Genomic DNA, 16547 nt, shown 5'->3' with positions numbered 1-16547 from the left:
GAACGAGCTCGGCCAGCGAAACGCAAACGCGGCGACGCGAGCTTGCCCGCGGACGCATCGTAAGCCACTTTATGGGTTCGCTCGTCGGGGTCGGCGGCGAAGGCACGTGGGGGGCTCATGCGGGTCGTCGAGATTCGGCGTGGATGGATCGCGCTGGGGCTTTTTTCTCTCGTGGCATGTTCACCCGGCGATGAGCCCGCATCGGTCCACATGCACGGTGCGCGCGAGGGCTTGCGGCATTCCTCGTCGAACGAGGAGCCCGAGACGACCTCGGTGGAAGCGAACTTCCACGATCGTGCCACGCCCCCGCGCGCGCCCGGCGAGTTCGACCTCGTCACCCTTTCGACGTTGCCCGATGCCGTTTCCGACGGCGATGTGCTCGTCGGCTTGCGCGGCCTTTCCGCCGGCGATGTCTATTCGGTCACGCGCAATGGTATCGATGTGACCGGTGCTTTCCAACGCGTGCCTGGCGGTGACGTGCAAGGTCTCGTCGCAGAGCTGGCCCCGGGCGAAAATCGAATTGCGGCCGAGGCCGTTGGCCCGGACGGCAGGCGACGGGCAGTTCTGCGCGTGATCAACCATTCCATCACGGGGCCGATCCTCTCGGGTCCGCACCAGACGCCGTTCGTCTGCCGCACACGCGAGGCCGGTTTGGGGGATCCCCTCGATGCCGATTGCTCGATCGCGACGCAGTACGAGTGGTTCTATCGACCCAAGGCGGGGAACAAGTATCTAAAATTGGAAGATCCATATGCTCCCTATCCATCGGACGTGACATTGGTTCCGGGGCCTGGCGGCACCAACGTTCCGCTCGTCGTGCGGGTCGAGTCATCGACCATCAATCGCGGAATCACCCGCATCGCCGTGCTCGACGATCCTCACGCGCGCGGGCCCGCCGCACCGTTTCAGGCGACCCGCTGGAATCACCGTGTGTACTACGCGTACGGTGCTTTGTGTGGCGTGGGTTACCACCAGGGGGTGAACCGTCCCGAGACGGTTCTCGATGGCATCTCGGGTTCACCGGTTTTCGACTTTCATAGCATGGTGGGCGTCGACCAGCGATTGCGTAAAGGCGATATCGTGGTGCACTCCACGTTGAGCACCTTCGGTGTCCAATGCAACCCGCTCGTCAGCATCGAGACCACCATGATGGTCAAAGAGCACATTGCCGAGAAATACGGATCGATTGCGGCCATGATTGGCACCGGCGGCTCGGGTGCGGCGGTGCAGCAGTACAACGCCATCAACAATGCTCCCGGACTATTGAACGGGGCATTGCCCATCGCCTCGCTGGCCGATGTTTGGTCCACGATGATGACCATCGCGGATTGCGGGCTGCTCACCCACTATTACGACACGTACGCGCCGAACTGGGAGCCCATGAAGCGCGCGCACGTGGAAGGTCACGCACCGCTTCTCGGAATCATTCCCCGCGAGGGAATTTGCAAGAGCTGGAGTGCGCCGGAATTGCGCAGTGTTCTGGACCCGCAGCGCGGCTGCGATCCTTCGGTGCCGGAGGCCATGCGTTACCATCCCGTGAACAATCCCCACGGCGTGCGGTGCACCATTCAGGATACGAACGTCAACCTGCTCGGCCGCGAGCCCGTGACGGGATTTGCGCGCCGCCCGCTCGACAACGTGGGGGTTCAATACGGCCTTGCTGCGTTCAATATGTATCTGATCAGTGCGGCGGAGTTTCTCGATCTCAATCGAAACATCGGTGGCTTCGACATGGATGGTCGGTACGTCCACGAGCGCATGGCGATGTCGCCCGAGGTCGAATCGATTCTCTATCGCACGGGCATGGTCATCGGCCGTGGGAGCTTGAGTGAAAGCCCCATCGTCGACATGGGGCTGTACCTCGATCAGGTTCCTGGCGCGAGCATTCACGACGCCGTCCGGCCCTTCATCGTGCGCAACCGCCTGCGGAGTCGCGTGGGGCTCGACGGCACGCAGAGCATTTGGCGCGGAAACGCCGTGGCTCCGCCGGAGGCTTATCCCATTTTGGAGCAGTGGCTAGCCCCGCTCTCGGCACTTCCTCACGGCACCGACCGTGCGCGCGCCATCGTTGCGGCGAAACCGGCGGGTGCGACCGATCGCTGCGTTCTTCTCGTGAGCGGGACCCGCACGGAGATGCCCGAGAATTTCGACACCGGCAGGGGGCCCTGCTCGGCGATGTATCCCGTCGGCTATACACCGCGCATGGTGGCGGGCATGCCGGCGAGCGACGACGTCGTCCGCTGCCAACTCAAACCGCTGGTTCGTTCCGACTACCGCGCTACCTTCACCGATGCCGAGTTCGACGAATTGAAAGCGATATTTCCAAACGGTGTTTGCGACTACTCGAAGCGCGCGGCGCAGGACGTCGAAAAGAGCCTCGCCTGGCCATCCATCGGCGGGGAGGCGCCGCACGCGCCCGTAGGCCTTTCGTATCGTGCGGCGCGCTCCATGCCGGTTCCGTAGCGATATCGTGACTAGGGCAGGCCCCACGATTTCGCATTGCCATTGGCGGGGACGTTGCGCGGAGACATATCGGGGATCTGGCCGCGCCGCGAAATGATAGCGGTGTCATTTTTTCGCAAGTCAATGGCGATGGCATCGGCTCCCTCTTGCCGCCAGCGAAGGGGCCGTCCGCACTCGCTGCGCACGTCGATGTCGCCGGCGATGCGGTGGCGCAGGACCAACGGCGAGCCGGCCTCGCTGTGAACGCGGATCCATTCCGTTCCACCATTGCGGCGGGAGGCGTCCACGAGGAAAGCTCCTTGGGCGCGCAATTGCGAAAAGGAGGCGTCGGCCCACGTGTTCGACACGGAGGGGAAAACGTCGATGGTGCTGCTGCCGTGCATCACCATGTCCAACACGGATTGCGCCGCGGCGATGGGGCTCTCGCTGGCCAAATTGGTGCCTTCCCGGTACATGGTATTGGGCATCAATTGGGAATCGCGGAAGATGTTGCCGTCGAGGAAGAAGCGCAAATGCGCTAGCGCATCCTCGGCCCTGCCCATGCGCGAGGCCATCGTCGATGCGGCGCCAAAGCTGTAACCGGCCCACTGGTCGCGCGCGCTCGTCCAATGGTCGAACGTCGTTTGGATGATCTCGCGGTCGCCGGGGCGATGCCAGCTCATTTCCTCCAAGGGGTAGAACCAGAGCATATGCGAAAAGTGGCGGTGCGAACCGGGGAGCGCTACGCCGCGGCCGATCAGGATCCCACGCTCGTCGCGATGGTAAGGCACCAATCGCGCAAGGATGTCGCGCCATCGAGGAAGACGGGGGTCGTCGATGCGGAGCAATTGCGCCGAATCGATGAGTGTCGTGCACGCCCAGCGGATCAGCGAGAGATCGTAAGTACAATCCTCGGCGTCGGCGGACTCGGGAGATCGCGTGAGCGGCAGGTGCAGGGCGCCGTCGTTGCCCTCGGTCAAGAATTTCGAATAGAAGTTCAGCGCCTTTCCCAGAATGGGATAGAGCACGTCGCGAAGTATGGATTTGTCCATGCTATGGCGGTATGCGAGCCATACATTGTGCAGACCCCAGACGAGATTCCCCGTTTGGTCGGTCTTGCTGGTCGTGCCGGGAACGCCCACCGAGCGGGTGCCGCCGGGACGCAAGGTCCAATCACCGGGGTGCGAGAGCGCATACGTCTGGCCGTCGCGGTATTCCGGCGGGACGGATAGGGGGAGGTTTTGCTCGAAACGACGAAACGCCGAGGTGACGGCGTCGAGTTCGGCGTGGTTCGCGATCTGAACCAAGGGATAGGAGATCTGGACATTGAGGTTCCACCACACGGCCGTCCAGCTATTGCCGACTTCGGGAAACCACGGACCCCATTCGGACATCACCGGTGCATCGGCGCGTGTGGACGAGCCCATTTTGTAGAGCTGGATCCAATAGAAGCGCTGCACCCATTTGTCCGGAACCGAGACGAAGCTGCGCGTGTAAAATCGATTCCACCAATGCCGGTGCTGCGCCACGAGTGTATCGGGTGGGGTGGCCAGCGCCCGGCGGACGGCGACCATGGCCTCGCCGAGGCCCGTCGAATTCGGGTATCCGTAGTTCACGTTGGCGGCGATGAGGCGTCGCGTGCCTTCGCGCTTTTCTTGCCAGGCGGTGGTGTATCCGCCGCCAGCGAGCATGGTTTGCTCCGCATAATGCGTTTCGCCGGAGGTGCCAATGTTCGCCGGAGGGTTTCCCTCGTAACCGCCGGGCGGCGGGAAGCGAACCTTCCGCGTCGTATGGGAGGGCAGGGGCACGAAGGCCCAGGCGGCCGCCGACTCGCCTGCACTCGGGACCATCGAGACGAGCAGGACGCTCTGTTGCTGAAGCACCAATGCCGAAAACTCGATGTGGCCCTGGGTGGTCGTGATCGCGCCGGTCAGCTCGGCGTTCCATAGATCGAGCTCCCAATCGATGCTGGTGATCGACCCGGCCATGGTGAGGGTAAAGTAGCCAATGGGCAGGCGCGAAAGTCCGATGGCCGCCTCCCATTGCGGGCGTTGGTCCTGCACTTCGGTGTGGCTGAGCATGAACTTCAGCACGTTGCCCAGGGCGTTGACGTCGCGGTAGACTTGCACCCCCAAGCGCGCGTTCGCGAGGAAGGGAGCCGTCTGCCAACTGTCGGGCAGTTGCTTCCACACCATCCGCGCGTCCTTCACGGCCGTCTCGTGCGGACCCTCACTCGAGCCGTCCAACGTCGAAGCCCGATCCCATCCGGTCGCGGATTCCCCGGAACAGCCTGTCGCGATAGATCCGATGACTATCGCCCCACCTTGCAGAAATGTCCTTCGGTCGATCTCGTCCATGGGTTCAATAATGGCCCATCCACATCAACCCAGGAACGATTTAATAGAACAGCTCCGGTTAAAGGTGGGATGATTCACTGCCGTGAGAGTGGAATCTCTGGGTACTGGGCGAGCACGGCCTGCACATCTCCAGGGAAATCCGCGAGTTCCTGGACCTGGCGGACTTCTATGACGCAGGAGCCTGACGCAGGGCAGCGTGATGCCCAGGCGATGGCCTCCTCGCGCGACTTCACCTGGAGCATCCAGTAGCCGCCCACCACCTCTTTGGCCTCCGAGAAGGGCCCATCGAGCACCTTCGGCTTGCCGTGGCCGAACTCGATGCGGGCGCCCATCGATGGAGGGTGAAGCCCGTCGAGCGCGAGCAACACACCGGCGCGCTGCAGCGACTCGTTGTACCGCATCATCGCCGCCACCGAGTCGGCGTCCGGCACGGTTCCCGGCGCCGCGTTCTCGTAGCCCTTGGGGATCATCAGCAGCATGAATCGCATCGGTTTCGTCTCCTCGTGATCCCGTCGAACGGCCACCCTCGGGATCGACACGAGCGAGACACTTTTTTCGCCCGAGGCCTATCGGGCCGTCTGCCGAGGGGTGCGCAGGCCCACGTCATCCAGCGCCACCGTGCCGGCCGCCACGGGATCGAACACGAACCGCACCGCTTCCAGCTCGCCTCCGGTCACCGGCACCTCGAAGCTCTGAAACACCAACTCCGACTTTGGCACCCGTGCCGCGAACGACGCCTTGTAGACATTGGTCGCAATCTGCGGTCCCAGGCGCAGCGACGTCCGCTGCACCTCGCCACCACGGGCGACCAGTTCCACCGTGAACGCCACCGGCGTCTCGCCCATGTTGCCCATCGCGAACACCAGCACATCGCCTGCCTTCGCGGCCGCGGCCCCCGGCACGGTCAGCGTGTAGCTCGGGCTATCCTTCTTGGCATTCCACCCGAGCACGACCGCGCTCGTATCCAAATCGCCCCAGGTGAGCTTGAGCCATTGCTCGCCCCAGGCGTCCAGATTCTCGCCCCGCGCCAATCCGCCCGCGGCCGTCGTGGTCGTAAGATCGATGTCCTCCTCGTACGTGGCCAAGAACCGGTATGTCGAATCCTCGAACTTGTTCCGGTAGTCGGTCGGCGGCAGCCAATTTCGTCCCGTGCGCGTATCTCGAAACAACGCCAGGTATTCTGTTCGGCCGTGCAAGGTTGCCTCCAAAAAGGCCGAAATCGTCGTTTTGGCCACCTGCCGCTGCGCGTCGGGCGGCATGATGCCGCGCAAATTCAAAAGGCGCCCTCCGAACCCCGACAAATCATATCTCCCCCACACCGTGTTGAACTGCCCATGGTTTGCACCGCGAATGTACAGGGACGTTTTGCACCAATCGCCGTGGTCGGTGAATTTGATGCGCTCGAGTTGGCGCGACCCATGAAACGACAACATGTCTCCATCCTCCGTGCCCTGCAGCACGAAGTAATTCACATTGCGCGGTTCGGTCTTGCGTCCGGCGGGTTCGTATTGCCCATCGACCGGCGCAATGGCAATCACCGTGCGAATGTCGAAGTCGTATCCGAATCGGATGCTCGCATCGTCCGGATCGTACGGCAATCGATTGAACGCCGCCGCCACCGAAACCGCCTCGCCGCCGCGGGAATGCCCGATCAATGCAATCTGGTGCATGTCCACGCGCCCGAAAAAAGGATGCCCCTCGCGCGCGTTCCACGCCTTCCAAACGCGCAGATGCTCCAGCAGAAGCCACGCGCGCGCGTCCGTTTCCTTCTTGAGAAAGATTTCGGGTACTCCGAGTAGGTTGGATGCCGCGGCGCTATTGAGGAAATTCTCGTCCACCGACGCCACGATGAAACCGCGACTGGCCATCAGCTGGCCCAGATACGCGTATCCCGGATCGGAATAGTCCTCCATATCGTGGTTGCCGTGGACGACGAGCACCAAGGGAAACGGGCCCGGGGCGTCCGGGTACCACACGCGCGCTTGCAGCGGCATGTGCTTCGCGTCGAATCCCCAATAGCGTGTTCGCGCCCAGCCTGCCGCGCCCGACCACTGCTCGATGAGCTTCGAGCCATCGACCGATTCGGTGCGGAAGGCTTCGGCCACCTGCGGCCCGAACTCGGGACGGCGTCGGTCCGATCCGCTGCCGTACGCAAGCGTCTTGACCGCAAAATGACCCGGTCTCGAGGGGTCTGGCGCATCGAGCGGCAGGGCGTTGTCCGCCCATTCCGGCGATGGCACGTACGCATCGTTGCCGTCCACGAGAAGCCATCGCGCACCGAAAAACAGCACCAACGCCGCCGCCGCGAACACCGCCAGGGCCACGCGCCGCCGTCGCCTGCGCCAGGACGCGAACGCCCCTCCCGCAACGGAGCCCAGGATGATCGCCGCCGACGCGAGGAGCACGAGCGCCAAGGTGGTGGCGCCCGACCAAAACGTGAGCGCGACGACGAGCGCGATGGCCGTGCCCACGATCCATCGATGACGCGGCGGCAATGCACCGAGCCACCGCAGGAGCAGGCTCGCGATGAACCCCGCCAGGACGAGCGCCAACGTCACGATCGCGAGCACCAGCCAGACCATGGCATTGCCCGCGCCGGTTGCGAGCATGGGAACCGCTTCCACCAGCCAAAGTGCGAAAACCGCGAGCAACGCACCCCACGTGGCCCCTTTCCAGGTTGCAGGTGCGAGGGCTAATTTTCGTGCAAGCATACTTGCCTTTTAGCCCGCACCGCCCGAACGATGCACCAGCAAATTGCGCGTGCTACGCCTCCACACCTTCGGTTCGCTCGGTTTCGAGGCTACCCTTGCGATCCACGGCATGAACGCGGAGGGGCAATTGCCTCTTCGCAGAGCTCGACGGATGCCCCGATCCATTGATGCCATGGCAACAGTCGGATCCAAGGATAGGGTCCGTGGCAAGACATTTCATTCGCGCGATACCTGTCTCGTTCGTTGCTGGGAGGCAATTCTCTCGTTATTGCGTATATTGAATTGAATGTGGTCGCCCGTGCGCGATTTCATCGGCATGAGGCGCCAGCGTGAAGCACACGGCGCCACGTGACGAAAGAGCCGCGGATCGATGCAACTCGCGGAAGCGGTTCGCGTCTTCAATGCGATGCGAGACATCGAGATATGGAGGACCGCATGAATGTGAAGTCATCTTGTTTTTCATTTACGGTGTGCTTTTCGTTGGTTGCTTTGGCGGGCTGCGCCGCAAATTCGGAGACGGAGACGCTGGGCATGGAGGCGTCCGGCGTTTCGGTGTCGTCGGACAGGGTGTCATCGGATTTTCCACATTGCGTGGTTGCGGCCGTTCCTGTTCGGCCCGGTGAGGAAGTTTCGCCTTCCATCGCCCCGCCGGCGGCGAAGTGCTTCCACACCTATGCCGAGGCCACGTCGTTCGCGACCAAGGGGCGGGTCAATTTGCCGAAAAATGCCACGATGAAAGAGGTGGACGACGCCGTCGCGGACGACACGACGAGGAACCTGGGAATCCAATCGATCGTCATCGCGCGCGAATACGCCAATGCGAACTACTCACTTCCGTCGCTGGCCGTTACGGCGGATGCTGGGTGCCAGAATCAGGATTGGGTGTTCGCGAGCATGCCATCCGGGTGGAACGATGTCATCTCGTCGGCCCTCATTTACGGCGGCGTCGGATGCTTCCACGGATGGCACTACGAGACCAACAATTTTGGCGGAGCGAACTTGGATGTCGGTGCAGGGGTCGGGGATTTTACCTATATGAATGACAGGACATCTTCGATCCGCTGGACGCGTTAATCCAAATTCGCGCAACATCATGTCGCGCGCCGGAGCCCCCGGCGCGCGGCGCTTCAGCCGATAGTGCCGCGATCTCACAAATCGGTGCCGACGGGGCGCTCGCAGAACATGCCCGAGACATGGTTACCGTTTTGCGCCAGATTGGCGATGCAGTTTTCGGCGCGGTAGTCGATGGCCGGGGCGTGAACGGTACCCCACACGGTGACCGAGGCGCTCTTCATGAGCAGCGCGGTGGTGGCCGAGGGCTGCACTGCGATGGTGCCCTGTTGCGAGAACGTTCCCGTCAAGGTGAGCGCGTAATTCTCCCGCGCTTCCTCGTCGCGTTCCAGGTGTGCGCATTGGTCGAAGACGTAGGTGAGCGACACCTCGGTGGCGCCCTGCACGGCATTCGACGTGGCCGTGCCGAAGATGTGTGCCGTGCCGCCGAGCGGGCAGGCGATGGTGGCATCGTGCTGCCCGACCGGCTTACCCTGCAGGGTCAAATTGAAGATCAGCTTCATCATCTCGCGCACACCGCGCAGAGCGATGGAGTCCTGGCAAATGGCATCGCACGGAGGGGGCGGGGGAAGGGTGCCATCTTCGCACCCGACGGCCGCGACGAGCAGCGCGGCAAGCAATGTCCGTCGGATCATGCGTCAAAACCCTCCTTCTACGCCGAGGCTCGGAATGGTCACCGGCCCCACCGTTTGCACGGAGCACCCGCGCAAGGTGCAATCGGTGGAAATGGATTCTTTGTTCAAGGTGACATTCATCCACTCGGCCACCACCGACAGCCAGCTCGTCTTACCGAGCTGCCATCGCTTTTCCAAGCGAAGATCGATTCGAAAGAACGACGGCAGCCGTTCCGTCGACGTGACCGCCGGATTGTCCGCGCGCGGCACGCCGGTGTAGAAAACCACGCGCGTACCGGCGCGCCAATGGCGGCCCAAGTCATAGGCCACCGCGGCGTTGGCCACGTGGGTGCGGTCGAACGATGCGACGAACTTCTCACCCCGCGCATACCGCGTCGAGCGCGAGAGCGTGTACGAGAGAAAGCCGCCCAGCCGTGCGGTGAGCTTTCGCTTCAGGAAAAACTCGAGCCCGTAGGCGGTGCCGCGGCTGCGCACCTCGAAGACTTCGACGGCGCGCTCCTCGCCGCGGCTGCCCGCGCCTTGTCCGCCGCCGCCGCTGCGATCGGGCCCGATGGTGCCCGGCGGAAAGCGCGGGCCGCAATACGGGGTCCAGCCCGGGGTGAAGCCCGCGCTATCGCCACCGAGGGAATCGGCGGGAAAAGCACCCGGAGGGCAGCCGCCGGGATCCTGTGGAATTGCACCCAACGGATCGCTCATATCGAAGAACGTATTGTGAAACGCCGAAAGCGTAAGCGTCGTTCCGGCGCCCAGCCCGAGTTCGAACCCCACGCTCTCCTGGATGGACCGCTGAAGCCCGCCGCGCAGGCCTCCCGGTTGAAAACCCGGCACCGGCACGACAAAGGCCGGTGGCTGGTGCGCGAGCCCGAGCGCCGCGAGCACACGCACGCGTTCGCCCACGTTGGTCCGGGTCATCAGGCGCGGGTCGATGCCCACTGCCGTGCTGCCTTGCGAGGAGAAAAAATCGACGCGCGCACCCGTCGTGATCTCGAAACCGGGGATCGCCTCGTACACGACGTCGGCGCGTGCGCCCATGGTCAGATCGGTCCGCGAAGGAAAGTAGCTCGACACGCGCGATGCCGATGGGGAAAGCTCGTCCTCATTGGCCACGACGGCGTAGCTGTCCATTTGCACGTCCGTTCCGGCCCGCACCAGGACGCGCGGCGAAACGCGGTGGACGATCTCGGTGCGCGCTCCCACCATGCGATCTTGGAGCCGCCGGCCCTGGGAAAGGCGCGTGCGATCGAACCCCAAGGTGAACGCCGTGCGCAAGGTGCTGCCTTCACCCAGGCGGCGATCGTAGCGCAGGTCGACACGGTGAAATTCGGAGGCGAAGAGCGGTAGGGTTTCCGTGGGCGTTTTCTGCCCGAGAAAATCGTACGAGCCAAATGCGAATACGCCAACGCGGTCGTCGGGTGTCAAATCGTACGTTGCGCGAAGTTGGTAATCCCAATAATCGAGAACCGTATCGGATGCGAGGCGCGAGAGCAGTGCGGCGGTGTACGAATAGCGCCCGCCCAAGGAGATGGTTCCGCGGCCATTTTCAAAGCCGGTTTCCGCCCAGGCGCCGGCGTCGAATGCCCGCAGGTTGTACTCTCCGTGCGTCTCGGGGCGAGGTGCCGTCATCTCCCCGGAGACGATGCCCCCGGCGTAGCGGCCAAATCGCGCCGGATACCCCCCAGGGTATAGATCCACGCGTTCGACCAGGGCCGGATGGATCACCGAAGGTCCCGCCCCCACGTGAAAGAGCAAGGGCACCCGCACTCCGTCGAGAAAGTAGCCCACGTTCCCCGGCGGCGCGCCGCGCACGAAGAAAAAAGGCAAGCCCGATACGATCGGGGTCACGCCGGGCATCATTTCGATCGCGCGAAATGGATCGCCGAAGGTGCCCGGGATCTCCCGGACCTCGGCGCGCGACAAAGTCGCCGTGCGCGATGGCTCCACGCGCTCGCCTGCAACCCGCACCTCTCGCACGTCTTGCACCTCTCGCACGTCGTGCACCTCTGGCACCTCGTGCACCTGCTGCCTCGCTGCGGGCGCGCCACGTCGCGGTGGATCCGGCATCCGCTCGGGTTCCGGCGGCGGCGCGCGAAAGGCGAGCTCCATGCGAATCTTCGCGGCCACCGCCGTGCCGTTGCGCGTGGCGGGCTGAAAGCGAAAGGTCATGGCCGCCTCCGCCGCGGCAGTCGCAAAGGGCTCTTGCGTCGTCTCCGGAACGACCGAGCGCACCGTACCGTCGGCGTTCACGGTGAGGACGAGCACGACCACCGCATCGCCCCGTGCGCCTGGCGGATAAGGAACCTCGGGTGCCGAGGTGAGCGCGGGAGGCACCGTGTCGGTCGCCTGCGCCTTGGCCGGACGCACGCCAAAGACGCACATGGCCACGGTCGCAAGGGTTGCCGCCAGGGTCTGCCATCGCATGCTCCAGTACGGAGAGTGACCTGGAGCACGCCGTGAGGTGCACGCTTTTTCGGCTCGGTTCGTGCAGGCCAGCCACGCCACCAAAGAACAGAGGTACTGCCATGGCGACCTATTCGTTGCGCGACGTGATCAGGACACCGAACCTGATCAGCCTCGCAAGACTTCCGCTTGCGGTCGCATTCCCGTGGATCGTGCGCCAGCGTCGCTGGCCCATTCCCTGGCTCACCTTGGCCGCGGCCACGGACGTGCTCGACGGCTGGTATGCGCGCACATTCCACGAGGAAACGGCCACCGGCGCTGCGCTCGATGCCGTGATGGACAAGGCCTTCGTGCTCAGCGTGGTCGCGACCTTGGTGCGCGAGCGCATGCTGACCTTCCTCGATGCCATCCTCCTCGAAACCCGCGACCTCGGGGAAATTCCGCTGCTCCTGCGCGCGGCGCGCCACGATGCTCCGGCAAAGCCGCGGTCATCGAACATCGCGGGCAAGGCCGTGACCGTTTTGCAGTTCGCCACGCTCGTGGCAACGCTGTCGCGCATGTCGCGAAGGCGCGGGTGGGTGCTGGCCACCAGTGCGTGCGGGGTGTTCGCGGCGGCGACCTATTGGATTCGCGAGGCCCGCGCGGCTCGGTAACCTGCGGGTAACCACCTTTCCGTGCCGGGAGCGGGGCCCACACATACGGCGCTTCTTACATCCTCGGAGGCATTCATGAAAGCTGCGGTGTATTACAAGAACGGCGGTCCGGAAGTTCTACAGTACGAAGACGTTCCCGATCCCGTTTGTCCGCCGGACGGCGTACTCATCGACATCGAGGTGATCAGCGTCGAAGGCGGCGACACCATCCACCGCAGCATGGTGCCGCTCCCGCGCGTGCCCAACATCGTTGGTTACCAGGCCGCCGGCACCGTGCGTGAAGTCGGGGCCAATGTGAAGAATCGGCGCGTCGGCCAGCGCGTGGTCGCCGTCCTCGAGAATGGTTCGCACGCGGAAAAGGTCGTAGCCCGGCCGGAGTTCACCTGGATCGTTCCCGATGGTGCGGATTTGACGCCCCTCGCGTGCGTGCCCGTCGCCTTCGGGACGGCGCACGAGGCGCTGTTCGACTTGGGCGGGCTCACGAAAGGGCAGAAGGTGCTGGTGCACGCCGGCGGCAGTGGCGTGGGCCTGGCCGCGATCCAGCTGGCCAAGGCCGTAGGGGCCGTGGTGCTCACCACCGCGTCCTCGGATGACAAGCTGGCGCGGCTGCGCGAGTTTGGCGCGGACTACGCCATCAATTACAAAACGACGTCGTTCAAAGACGAGGTGGCGAAAGCCGTGGGCACCGTCGATCTGGTGGTCGACCCCATTGGCGGTAAGACGCTGCAGGACAGCGTGGAGGTGCTGAAATACAAGGGCCGCATCGTCAACCTCGGGCGCGCGGGCCGCGACTCCGGCGCGTTCGATCCGTATCCGCTGTGGCTGCGCAATGGCTCGCTGCACGGGCTCCATCTTCTCTTTGGTTCGGCAAGCCACGAGCTGGCGCGCTTCCAAGGTGTCATCTCCGAGTGCATCGAGCGCGTGGCGCGCGGCGAGTTGCGCGTGGTGGTCGACCGGAAATTCGCCCTTGCCGACGCGGCGCAGGCGCATGCCCACATCGAACAGCGCTCCGCCTTCGGTCGCGTGGTGATGCTGCCGTAGCCCATCGACGAAATCTAGACGCGCTCCTCGGAGGCGGCGGCACGGATCAAGGGCAACAACGCGGCAAGCGCCGGGTTGTCGTTGCTGCGCCGCCACGCGAGGACCAGCTCGACGGGGCGCGTCGCCGTGCCCTCGATCGGGCGAAGGACGACGCCGTCGAAGCGCAGTGCGGAGGCCGCCGCAGGCACCAGCGCGATACCGAGTCCGGCGCGCACGAGCGCGAGGATGGTGTGCACCTGGCTGATGTACTGCCGGTACACGGGCCACACGTTCGCCGCGTGGAAAATGCTCACCAGGAGCTCGTAGAAATACCGTGCCTCGGAAGGCGAATACATGATGAAGGGCTCGCGATCGAGGTCGCTCACGTGCGGACCGCGCTTGCGCCGCGCCAGGCGATGCCGCGCGGGCAGTGCGGCGAGAAGCGGCTCGCGAAACAGCGGCACGGTGGCAATGTCGGCACCCGTGGCGGGCGGCCGCACCATGGCCAGATCGAGCGCGCCTGCGAGAAGGGCCTGCATTTGCGCACTGCTCACCATTTCGCGCAGCACGAGCTCGACTTGGGGCAGCCGCTGCGCGCTCACGGCGAGCACCGGCTCGAGAAACGAGTACGCGGTGGCCGCCGTGAAGCCGAGGGTGACCACACCCGCGTGACCGCGCGGCGTCCGCCGCGCCGAAAGGGCGGCCTCCTGCGAGAGATGCAAAAGCTTGCGCGCATCCGCCAGGAAAACGCGCCCCGCCGGCGTGAGCTTCACCGCGCGCTGCGAGCGATCGAAGAGCTCCACACCGAGCTCGCGCTCGAGCAGCTGGATGCGCCGGCTCAAAGGCGGCTGCGTCATGGATAGCCGGGCTGCCGCGCGCCCGTAGTGCAGCTCCTCGGCCACGGCGACGAAGCTCTCGATTTGGTTCAGCGAAAACATGGTGCAATTGATTCAATTCTAGCATCGAACCATGCCAAAGAAGTGTTGGACCGGTATCGATCCGCGTCCTACGGTTTTCCACGATGGACGGCTCTCTCGACACGGCGGTGGCCAAGATCTTTCGCCGCACCGTCCCATTGTTCATCGTGATGCTGATTTGCAATCAGCTCAATCGCTCGAACATCGGCTATGCGCAGGCGCACCTCGAGGCCTCCGTGGGCATCGGTGCGGCCGCGTACGGTTTCGGGGCCGGGCTCTTCTTCGTGGCCTATGCGCTGTTCGAGCTGCCGAGCAACATCATGATGGAGCGCTTCGGCCCGAAGGTGTGGCTGACGCGCATCATGGTCACCTGGGGCCTGGTCTCGGCCGCCATGATTTTCGTGCGCGGCCCCATCCTCTTCTACACGCTGCGCTTTCTCTTGGGCGCCGCCGAGGCGGGCTTCTTTCCGGCCATCATTTACTACTTCACGCGCTGGCTTCCCGGCACGCACCGCAGCCGCGCCACGGCGATGTTCGTCGCCGGCTCCTCGATTGCCGCGGCCATTTCCGGGCCGCTCTCTGGGCCCTTGCTGTCCTTGCACGGTGCTTCGGGCCTTGCCGGCTGGCAATGGCTCTTCGGCATCGAGGGACTGCTCTCCGTCGTCGTGGGCCTCGTCGCGTACCGCTTGCTCGATGCGCGCATCGACGAGGCAGAATGGCTTCGCACCGAGGAGAAAGCGGCCTTGATCGAGCGCATCGCCGCGGAGGACCTCGCCCGCCTCGAGCAAAAGGCCGACGGTGCATCCCGTTGGAGGCAGCTGCTCTCGCCGCAGGTGCTGCTCTTTTGTACGATCTATTTCGTCATCCAATTATCCATTTATGCAAATACGTTTTGGCTCCCCACCATCGTGCGGCGCATTCGCGGCACGACGGACATCACCGTGGGGCTTTTGTCGTCGCTCCCGTGGCTCTGTGCCATCGTGGCCATGTATTTCGCCGGCTGGGCGGCCGATCGCTGGGGGCGCAGCAAACCGCTTCTCGCGGCCTCTCTGGTGGTGGCCTGTATCGGCACCTTTCTCGCGGCGGTGGTCTCGCCCGCACCGGCGCTGTTCATGTTGTGCATTGCCGCCATGGGCTTCAAGAGCGCGAGTCCCTTGTTTTGGACCATCCCGCAATCCACCTTGCACCCCGCGGTACTCGCACCGGCGGTGGCCGTGATCAATTCATTGGGCAACCTCGGTGGCTTCGTAGCACCCTTCGGTTTCGGCCTCGTGAAGGCGCGAACCGGGGAGGTGACCTACGGCCTTTATGCGCTGGCATTCACCACGTTGCTCGGCGCCCTCATCGTTTTTCTGATTCGAAATGACCGGCCCCCTACCAGGCCAGGAGACCTTCGTCCATGACCGCCTACAGCCCTTCGGAACTGGGAAAAAAGCTCGGATCCGGCCTTCTCTCGTTTCCGGTGACGCATTTTCGACAGGAGGATCTTGCCTTCGACGAAGCGCCGTACCGCGAGCACGTCGCCCGTTTGGGACAATATCCCATTGCCGGTATCTTCGCGGCAGGTGGCACGGGCGAGTTCTTCTCGCTCACTCCGTCCGAGGTCGGCGCCGTGGTGAAGGCCGCCGTGCAAAGCGCGCCGTCCGGCATGCCGGTGGTGGCCCCCGTGGGATATGGCACGCGCATCGCCGTGGAGCTGGCCCGCGCCGCCGAGAAAGCCGGCGCGGACGGTATTCTATTGTTCCCACCCTATTTGACCGAGGCCGATGCGGAGGGGCTCGCCGACCACGTGGAGGCGGTTTGTCGTGCGACCTCGCTCGGCGTCATCTTGTACAGCCGCGGCAACGCCGTCTATTCGGCGGACACGGTTGCCCGGCTCGCGAGCTCGTGCCCGAACCTCGCGGGCTACAAGGACGGTGTCGGAAATCTCGATCTGATGACCCGCGTCGTGGCAAAACTGGGCGATCGGCTCGTGTACATCGGCGGCCTGCCCACGGCGGAAACCTTCGCGTTGCCGTATTTGGAATTGGGAGTCAGTACGTATTCGTCGGCGATATTCAACTTCCTGCCCGAGTTTGCCCTCGAATTTTACGATGCGGTCCGCGCCAAGAATCGCACCCTCGTATTCCAATGGCTCGACCAATTCGTGCTTCCCTACACCGAAATTCGCAATCGCCGGCAAGGGTACGCGGTGAGCATCGTGAAGGCCGGTATGAAGGTCGTGGGACGCCCGGCCGGGCCGGTGCGATCGCCGCTGGTCGATCTCGACGAGGCCGAGGTGGATGCGCTGTCGGTGCTCGTGTCCCGTCTGCCGCGTCTGCACGGGGCCGATCGTGCGTAGTCC

12 protein-coding genes are annotated in these 16547 nt (G+C 64.1%); 6 read left to right on the top strand and 6 right to left on the bottom strand.

What is annotated here, in order from left to right; all coding sequences use genetic code 11:
• The first annotated feature begins 117 nt into the window (after positions 1 to 117).
• On the top strand, positions 118 to 2463 hold the full coding sequence (locus LZC95_29735) for a DUF6351 family protein (protein ID WXA90622.1): 2346 nt from the start codon (positions 118 to 120) through the stop codon (positions 2461 to 2463).
• 11 nt (positions 2464 to 2474) lie between these two features.
• Here the strand turns inward: LZC95_29735 and LZC95_29730 are convergent, their stop codons facing one another.
• The 3 genes from LZC95_29730 to LZC95_29720 form a co-directional block, all read right to left on the bottom strand.
• Entirely contained in the window at positions 2475 to 4652 is a 2178-nt protein-coding gene (locus tag LZC95_29730; GenBank protein WXA90621.1) for a hypothetical protein, read from the bottom strand.
• A 221-nt stretch (positions 4653 to 4873) separates the two neighbouring features.
• On the bottom strand, positions 4874 to 5287 hold the full coding sequence (locus tag LZC95_29725) for a YciI family protein (protein ID WXA90620.1): 414 nt from the start codon (positions 5285 to 5287) through the stop codon (positions 4874 to 4876).
• A gap of 78 nt (positions 5288 to 5365) precedes the next feature.
• Positions 5366 to 7510 carry a hypothetical protein gene (locus LZC95_29720; GenBank protein ID WXA90619.1) on the bottom strand — a complete coding sequence of 715 codons (2145 nt, stop codon included), beginning with the start codon at positions 7508 to 7510 and terminating at the stop codon, positions 5366 to 5368.
• A 435-nt stretch (positions 7511 to 7945) separates the two neighbouring features.
• On the opposite strand from LZC95_29720, the gene LZC95_29715 reads away from it, so the two are divergent.
• Positions 7946 to 8584: a hypothetical protein gene (locus LZC95_29715; protein ID WXA90618.1), complete on the top strand. Its 639-nt coding sequence runs from the start codon at positions 7946 to 7948 to the stop codon at positions 8582 to 8584.
• 74 nt (positions 8585 to 8658) lie between these two features.
• Here the strand turns inward: LZC95_29715 and LZC95_29710 are convergent, their stop codons facing one another.
• Together LZC95_29710 and LZC95_29705 are read right to left on the bottom strand one after the other, a co-directional pair.
• Complete coding sequence (locus LZC95_29710) at positions 8659 to 9216, bottom strand: hypothetical protein (protein WXA90617.1); 558 nt, start codon at positions 9214 to 9216, stop codon at positions 8659 to 8661.
• A 3-nt stretch (positions 9217 to 9219) separates the two neighbouring features.
• Complete coding sequence (locus LZC95_29705; protein WXA90616.1) at positions 9220 to 11634, bottom strand: TonB-dependent receptor plug domain-containing protein; 2415 nt, start codon at positions 11632 to 11634, stop codon at positions 9220 to 9222.
• A 101-nt stretch (positions 11635 to 11735) separates the two neighbouring features.
• Here LZC95_29705 and LZC95_29700 point away from each other — a divergent pair, with 101 nt between their 5' ends.
• Together LZC95_29700 and LZC95_29695 are read left to right on the top strand one after the other, a co-directional pair.
• Positions 11736 to 12266 (top strand): CDP-alcohol phosphatidyltransferase family protein, encoded by a 531-nt coding sequence (locus LZC95_29700; protein ID WXA90615.1) that lies wholly within the window; start codon positions 11736 to 11738, stop codon positions 12264 to 12266.
• Positions 12267 to 12341: 75 nt separating this feature from the next.
• Positions 12342 to 13307 carry a zinc-binding alcohol dehydrogenase family protein gene (locus tag LZC95_29695; protein ID WXA90614.1) on the top strand — a complete coding sequence of 322 codons (966 nt, stop codon included), beginning with the start codon at positions 12342 to 12344 and terminating at the stop codon, positions 13305 to 13307.
• Positions 13308 to 13321: 14 nt separating this feature from the next.
• Here LZC95_29695 and LZC95_29690 read toward each other — a convergent pair whose 3' ends face one another.
• Complete coding sequence (locus LZC95_29690; GenBank protein ID WXA90613.1) at positions 13322 to 14224, bottom strand: LysR family transcriptional regulator; 903 nt, start codon at positions 14222 to 14224, stop codon at positions 13322 to 13324.
• Positions 14225 to 14307: 83 nt separating this feature from the next.
• Between LZC95_29690 and LZC95_29685 the strand changes: the two genes are divergently transcribed.
• Both LZC95_29685 and kdgD read left to right on the top strand, forming a co-directional pair.
• Positions 14308 to 15606, top strand: coding sequence for an MFS transporter (locus tag LZC95_29685; protein WXA90612.1), 1299 nt, complete (start codon positions 14308 to 14310; stop codon positions 15604 to 15606).
• On the top strand, positions 15603 to 16544 hold the full coding sequence (gene kdgD, locus LZC95_29680) for a 5-dehydro-4-deoxyglucarate dehydratase (GenBank protein WXA90611.1): 942 nt from the start codon (positions 15603 to 15605) through the stop codon (positions 16542 to 16544). Before LZC95_29685 ends, kdgD begins: the two co-directional genes overlap by 4 nt.
• Positions 16545 to 16547: the final 3 nt, after the last annotated feature.

The sequence above is a fragment of the Sorangiineae bacterium MSr12523 genome, from assembly GCA_037157775.1.
GTDB classification, from domain to species: Bacteria; Myxococcota_A; Polyangia; order Polyangiales; family Polyangiaceae; genus Pendulispora; species Pendulispora brunnea.
This window is presented reverse-complemented; position numbering and strand designations above follow the sequence as displayed.